General features: G+C 70.4%; 5 protein-coding genes. All 5 read right to left on the bottom strand.

The window, feature by feature from the left end; all coding sequences use genetic code 11:
• Positions 1–34: 34 nt before the first annotated feature.
• Positions 35–2,773, bottom strand: a complete 2,739-nt coding sequence (locus tag ACIBCJ_RS34000; protein WP_365980563.1) for a Tat pathway signal sequence domain protein — start codon at positions 2,771–2,773, stop codon at positions 35–37.
• Between the two features lie 131 nt (positions 2,774–2,904).
• On the bottom strand, positions 2,905–3,504 hold the full coding sequence (locus ACIBCJ_RS34005; protein WP_365980564.1) for a hypothetical protein: 600 nt from the start codon (positions 3,502–3,504) through the stop codon (positions 2,905–2,907).
• Between the two features lie 10 nt (positions 3,505–3,514).
• Positions 3,515–4,441, bottom strand: a complete 927-nt coding sequence (locus ACIBCJ_RS34010; RefSeq protein ID WP_362513197.1) for a carbohydrate ABC transporter permease — start codon at positions 4,439–4,441, stop codon at positions 3,515–3,517.
• Entirely contained in the window at positions 4,438–5,436 is a 999-nt protein-coding gene (locus ACIBCJ_RS34015) for a sugar ABC transporter permease (protein ID WP_365980565.1), read from the bottom strand. Before ACIBCJ_RS34015 ends, ACIBCJ_RS34010 begins: the two co-directional genes overlap by 4 nt.
• A complete protein-coding gene (locus tag ACIBCJ_RS34020; RefSeq protein WP_365980566.1) occupies positions 5,436–6,737 on the bottom strand; it encodes an extracellular solute-binding protein in 1,302 nt (433 codons plus the stop codon). The genes ACIBCJ_RS34015 and ACIBCJ_RS34020 overlap by 1 nt, the downstream gene beginning before the upstream one ends.
• Positions 6,738–7,259 lie beyond the last annotated feature (522 nt).

The following is a 7,259-nucleotide window of genomic DNA, read 5'->3' on the forward strand; positions in this document are numbered from 1 at the left end:
GCAGTGTGCCCGCGTCCGCGCCGATCAGCGCGGGCTACGGCATCCTGTCCCCCAGGAGCGCGAGGTTCTCGATGGCGGCGAGACCGTAGAGCGCGGTGTCGTTGGTGGACACCCAGCCGGCCTCGCTGCCCGGGACCAGGGCGACGGGGCCGCTCAGAGGCTCCGTCTTCCAGGGGGCCGACTCCTTGTAGCCGTCGGAGTCGTAGAACTTCTGCCACGCGCGCGCGGCGAGCTTGTCGTCGCCGGTCCGCACCGCCGCGTACGCGTCGAGGCGGGAATGGCCCTGGAAGAGGATGAGGCTGCCGAAGTCCGAGCCGTAGCGCTCCGCCTGTTCCGCCTTGCTCGCGTTGAAGTAGCGGCAGTAGTCGTAATACGCCTCCTCGAACTTCGGCATGTCGACGAGGTCGATCAGTTCGGCGCACAGTTCGTTCAGACCGAAGACGGCCGAAAGGTGGGAGACCTCGACCTTCGGCGCGTCGGCGACCGCGAACTTCCCGGTGTCCAGGTCGTACAGGCCGCTGCCCTGGACGAAGCCGTTGGGCTGGGCGGCGATGGTCTCCATGGTGGACAGGACGCGGTCCCGGGCCTTCTCCCACTGGGGGCCCCTGCGTTCCCACTCGGTGAGCCACGCCGAGACCAGACCGCTCCAGTCGGTGCCGAACCCGACCGACAGGGCGTTGCGGTCCGGGGTGTAGGGCTCGGTGCGGACCTTGCGGAGCGGGTCGAGGGCGAGGAAGGTCTCGTCGGAGTCGACGTTGGCGTGCATGAGGTCGCCGACGCGTTCGTCTGCGGTGAGGAAGTAGTAGAAGCGCCGGTAGGTGGTGTTGGCGATGCGTTGCTGCTTGGCGCTGTCGGCGTAGTGCTGGACGCCGTGCCGGGTGCCGAGTCCGGCCCATGCGCCGAGGTGGTAGACGTCGACCTCACCGGTGTGCCGGGTCATGGCCTCGGCGAAGCGGAAGATGTCGGCACGGCCGGAACGCAGGTAGGCGTACCAGAGCCAGAGGTCCGGGGAGAGCTCGGAGTTGTCCCAGGCGTAGCCCCCGACGTCGTAGCGCCAGACGTGCCGGGCGGTGTCGTAGGTGTGCATGATGTCGCCGTAGTCCCAGAAGCCGTACCAACGGCGTTGCTCCACCTGGTCCTTGTAGTAGGTGAAGAGGAAGTCGAGGTGGTCCTCGATCTTGGCCTTGGCGGGGGTGGAGCGGTCGGGCCGGGCGTAGAGGCCGGGGCCGAAGACGCCGGCCTTGATGAGCTGCTCGGGCGGGGCGGCCAGTTGGGGCAGTACGCGCACCGCCCCGATCTGGTCGGCGAGCGCCTCGGCGCTCGGGGTGGCGGCGTTGGCCCAGAACAGCAGTTCCGAGGTGCGGGCGATGCCGTAGGGGGTGCCGAAACCGGGCTCGTAGTCCTCGTAGGTGATGTTGAGGCCCTCGATCTGCTCGGGGAAGGTGTCCTGGCCCATGCCGTCGTGGTAGAAGCGCAGGTCCATGGGCTGGGCCTCGGGCGACCAGAGCCAGAGGGTGACCTCGGCCTCGTCGGTGTGGGCGCCGCGGATGTCGAGCTGGGCGGGGTACTTCTCCCAGAAGTCGCGCAGGCCGAAGGAGAGGCCGCCGCTCGCGCCGCCGACGTACCCGAAGCCGGAGGCACGCCGGCCACCGCCGGCGCCGATCCAGCCGTGTCCCTTCTTGGTGCGCTTGCGCAGGGTGAAGCCGTCGGCGGAGAGCTGGGAGAGGGTGTAGTCGCCCCACTCGGGGATGTACGGCAGACGGGTGGTGACCCGCTGGTCCCAGGTGGCGGGGTCGGGCAGCCTCTCGCCGGCGAACTGTGCCGCCTGGACGGCCGCCCCGGGGTCGCGGCGCAGTCCGGTGATGCCCTTGACGGCTTCCCGGAGCAGGCCGGTGCCCTCGCCGCCGAGGCGGATGTGGCGGTCGTAGGACTCGTCGCGCATCGGGACGGTGAAGCGGACGCCGAGGCCGCGGACGAAGTCGCCGCTCGCCCTGCCGGGTTCCTGCTTCCCGTCGAAGGTGACGGTGTGCACCATGCGGAACGAGTCGGCGCCCGCGTAGAAGTAGAGACGGACGGAGAAGGGGAGCCGGCCGCGGTGGCCCTTGCGGTGCCTGCCGTCGACGCGGACGACGGCGCGGACCGGGCCCTCCTGCTCGACCGTCACCTCGTCGACGGTTCCGTCGAAGCGCTCGTACGTCACCGCGCCCTGGTCGCCGTCCTCGATCTCCGGCTGGCGCAGCAGGACCAGGCGGCCGTTCTTCGCGATCTCGGTGGCGCCCCGGGTGACCGACTTGACCAGGGTGGATCCGGACGTGCCGATTCTCGCGGTGATGACGCCGGTCGATATGTCGATGGTGCCGCCGCGCCGGTCGACGGTGACCTTCTTCGCGGGGGCGGCGGGGGTGCCGGCGGCCAGGGTGAGCTTGCCGCTGCCCGAGCCGACGGCGTGGGCGGTCCACTTGAGGGAGCCGTCGGGCCACTGGGCGAGCGGCCAGGACTGTACGGGTACCGCCTTGCCGTCCGCGTCCGTGACGGAGAACGTCTGGTCCTCCCGGAAGGTGCCCCTGGGCCAGGGGACGCCGACGGTGGAGCCGGGGGCGGCGCCGAGGCCACCCTCCTCCAGCCAGGCCAGGGTGACGGGGCCGTCGTCGGCGACCGGGGCGGCGGCGGGCGCGGCCTGCGCGTTCCTGGTGCCCAGCGCCCAGCTGAACTGGGCGGCGGCGCCGGCCACGGCGGCGGCCTTGAGGAGGGACCTGCGGGGGATGGGGGACATGGCCTTTCCTTTCCGTGCGGATGTTCAAGGTGTCAAGGGCATGACAGATAGAGGGGCGACGGAAGCAGCGGCCTCGTTGCGAAGGGGCGGCCGGCGCGGCGCACTCGACCGCCCCCGTGGGGGGTGCCGGGTCAGCGGCGCCGGTGGCGTTCCTCCACCGCGACGGCCGCCGCGGCGACGGCGCCCAGGACGGCGACGGCCAGCGGAGCGCTGAACCAGGCGGAGCAGACCACGACGGCCAGCCCGCCGACGAGGAGGAAGGAACCGGCGGGGTCGAGCACGGTGCGCCGGCCCGCCCGGGCGAGCAGCGACCGCCAGGAGGCGCCGGGGCGCCAGTCCGCCGCGGCGCGCAGTCCCGCGACGGCCGCGCCGATCAGGGCGAGGACGCCGACGGCGCCGACCGCCTGTCCGCCGGGCAGACCGTCCCGGACGGCCCGTACGTCCACCCAGACGACCGCCGACGCGGCCCAGTCGGCCACCCCGACGAGCCACCCGCGGCGCACCGCCGCCCGGAAGTCGGCGACGAACTCCCGCCATCCGCCGCTCTCGTGGGCCAGCCGGCGCCGGAGATGCCGGGACCCGGCCGCGAAGGCGGCGGGGTAGGTGACCAACGGCAGCGCCGCCACCGCGATCCACACGCCGGTGAGCAGGCATTCGGCGAACAGGGCGAATCCCTGGGCGAACCGGGACTCCCCCGGCTGCGTACGGGCCTTCACACGCGCTTCGGTCATCGGAGTCCCCTCAGCCCTTCAGGCCGGACGTCGCCATGCCGTCGATCAGGTAGCGCTGGAAGGCCAGGAAGAAGGCGAGGACCGGCAGCAGGGCGACGAGCGACATGGCGATCATGCCGCCGTAGTTCGCCAGGCCCTCCTGGTCCACGAACATCTTCAGGCCGAGGGAGATCGTGTACTTGCCGGGCTCGTTGAGGTAGATCAACGGGCCCATGAAGTCGTTCCAGGAGTTGATGAAGGTGAAGATCGCGCTGGTGATCAGCGCCGGCCGGCTCAGCGGGAGCACGATCGACCAGTAGATGCGGAAGTGTCCGCAGCCGTCCAGCCGGGCGGCCTCGTCCAGTTCCCTGGGCAGGTTGCGCATGAACTGCACCATCAGGAAGACGAAGAACGCCTCGGTGGCCAGGTACTTCCCCAGCAGGAGCGGGGTGTACGTGTTGATCATGTCCAGGTTGCGGAACAGCACGTACTGCGGGATCAGCAGCACGTGGTACGGCAGCAGCAACGTGCCGATCATGAGGGTGAACAGCAGGTTGCGGCCGGCGAACCTGATCTTCGCGAAGGCGTACGCGGTCAGCGAGCAGGAGACCACGATCCCGATCACGGATCCGACGGCGAGGACGAGGGAGTTGACGAAGAACGTCGAGATGGAGATGTCCGCGATGCCGTCGGCGAGGCTCGTGTAGTTGGACGTGATCGGGTCGCCCGGGAAGAGGTCCAGGCTGCCGACGATGTCGCCGCTCTCCTTGAAGGAGCCGCCGATCACCCAGAGCACCGGGTAGAGGATCACGGCGAGGATCGCCAGCGACCCGATGTGCCAGGCCAGCGACCCGGGCAGCCCGCGCCGCGGTGCGGGCGCCCGGCCGGGGCGGGGACGGGCGGAGCGGGGACGGTCGGCCTCGCCGGCCGGTGTGACGTCGGTGGCCTGCGCGCTCATCGGCCGCCCTCCTCGTAGTGCACCCAGCGCTTCTGGGACCAGAACAGCACCGCGGTGACCAGGGCGACCGCGATCAGGAGCATCCACGCCATGGCGGAGGCCAGGCCCATGCGGCTGTTCTCGAAGCCCTGGACGTACAGGTAGCAGGTGTAGACCATCGTGCCGTCGGCGGGACCGCAGGCGTTGCCCCCGGCGCCGCCGCCCACGATGTAGGCCGAGCTGAAGATCTGGAAGGAGTGGATGGTCTCCAGCAGGACGTTGAAGAAGAGGACCGGGGAGATCATCGGCAGGGTGATGTTCCAGAACTGCCGCGGCTTTCCCGCCCCGTCCACGTCGGCCGCCTCGTACAGCTCGCGCGGCACCTGTTTGAGACCGGCCAGGAAGATGACCATCGGGGCGCCGAACTGCCAGACGGTCAGCGCCACCAGACTGTAGATGATCAGCTCCGGGTCGCCGGTCCAGCCGCCGGCGTCGATCCCGAAGAGCTGCTGGGTGCGGTCGACGACGGCGTCGTCCGAGAAGATCGCCTTCCAGACGATGGCGACCGACACGCTCGCGCCGATCAGGGACGGTGCGTAGAAGGCGGCCCGGTAGAAGGCCTGCCCGCGCCGCTTCTGGGCCAGCAGCAGGGCGACGCCGAGCGCCGCGATCAGCTTGATCGGCGTGCCGACCACGACGTACCACAGGGTGACGCGGACCGAGTGGCGCCAGCGGGGGTCGCCGAACATCTCGGAGAAGTTGTCCAGGCCGATCCACCGGGGGGCGTCGAACAGGTTGTAGTCGGTGAACGCGAAGTAGAGCGAGGCGGCCATCGGTCCCGCCGTCAGCAGCAGGAATCCGGCGATCCAGGGGGACATGAAGAGGTATCCGGCCAGGTTCTCCCGGCGGCCGTGCCGCTTCGGGCCGGTGCGGCGCGGGGACTTCACCGGACCGTGCCGCGGCTCGGAGACCGCCGGGCCCTCCGTCGCGGGGGCGTGTGTCACGGCGCTTCCCATCAGCCGGCGAGAGCCGTCTTCGACTCGGTGAAGAACTGCCCGACGGCCTCCTCGACGGACCGCGAGCCGAGTGCCATCTCCTCGGCGATGCGCAGGAAGGCGGCCTCGCAGATGTCGGCACCGTTCGGGTGCGGGGTGATCCGCTCCAGGACTCCGGCCTCGACGAGCGACTCCTCGTAGGCGGCGATGGCCTTGTTGACCGGGTCGGTCGGCCGGTAGGCGTCGTACTGGGCCTGCGTGGTGGGGACACCGCGGTCGTATCCCATGATCTTGGCGACCTCGGGGTCGTGGACCATGAAGTCGATGAACTGCGCTGCTTCCCTGGGGTGCTGGGTGCGCTTGTAGGCGCTGAGCATCAGCGAGCCGAGGTACTGTCCGGTCCGCTTGCCGTCCGTGGTCGGGATCGGCGCGATCCCGTACTCGCTCTTGCCCTCGGAGGTGTAGCGGACGGTGAAGTTGTCCCAGGTGAACTCGCTGCCGGCCAGCTCCGCGGAGAGCGCCGACTTGGGCTTGATCTGGGCGACCTTCTTGGGGTCGGCGAAGAGGCCGGACTTCACGTCCTTCTCCGCCTTGGTCCACCAGGCGGTCAGGTCGGCCTCGGTGAAGCCGAGTCCGTCCTCGGTGAAGAAGGCCTTGCCGTGCTGACGCAGGTACAGGTCGTAGAGGTACATGACGCCGTACATCCCGCTGTCGCCGGCCCGGCCGGCCCGGTCGCGGACCCTCGTCATCGCCGCGTCGAAGTCGTCCCAGGTCCAGCCCTGTTCGGGCTTGATTCCGGCCCGGGTGTAGACGTGCTTGTCGATGACCAGGGCCATCGAATTGGAACCGACGGGAACGCCCAGGAGTTTGCCGTCGATCTCGCCGAACTTCTCCAGGCCCGCGCGGAATCCGTCCATGGAGAGGTTTCCCGCCTCGACCTGCTTCCCGAGATCGAGCAGGACGTTCTTGGCATCGTATTTGCGGAGAAATCCGATGGCATTCTGGAAGACGTCCGGCGGATTCCCCCCGGACGCCTGGGTGTTGAACTTCTTCCAGAAGTCGGTGTACGGCTGGAAGTCGGTCTTCACCTTGATCTTCGGGTACTTCTTCTCGAAGAGCGCGATGGTCTTGTTGATGCGTTCCGCCCGGTCCTCGGCGCCCCACCAGGAGTAACGGATCGTCACCGTTCCGTCCCCGGAGCCGCTGCCGCCGCCGCACGCGGTAGCCGTGGCCCCCAGTCCCGCGACGGCCAGCGAGGCCCCGGCCGCCTTGAGGATCGTCCGCCTCCCGGTCTGCCGTTCCGCATTTACGCCCTGCTGCATACGAGCCTCCCGCGACGCCGCGTCCGCCTCATGAATCGTTTCAAGTAAGCGCTTGCTGGCACAAGGTACGGAGGCCCCGGGGGCGCGTCAATGATTCGGACAGGAATTCAACGGCGGCGGGCGGCGAGGACTACGGAGCCGGCCCGGCGGGCCATCGCCGGCGGCGGGGAGAACACCCAGGTCCGCGCGGCGCGACCGACGGGCCGAACGCGCCCGAGCGCACCGGCGGGGGCGGCGCGGAAGGTCACGGTTGGGTGAAGGCGGACGGAAACGGAATCCACCCGCATCCCGCGCGCCCCGCACGCGGGCGGCACACCGGTACGACAGCGCGCACCCGGGCGGCGCCGATGAGCACCGCACGAGCGGGCGGCACGGGCACGGGCGCCGCACCCGGGGCAAGCGCACACGCAGGCGGGGGGGGGGGGGGGGGGGGGGGGGGGGGGGGGGGGGGGGGGGGGGGGGGGGTGGTGGGGGGGGGGGAAACGCGCAACCGCCACGCCACCCCCACCCCCCCCCCCACCC

The organism is Streptomyces sp. NPDC051136 (assembly GCF_044455745.1).
In the GTDB taxonomy this organism is placed as follows: domain Bacteria; phylum Actinomycetota; class Actinomycetes; order Streptomycetales; family Streptomycetaceae; genus Streptomyces.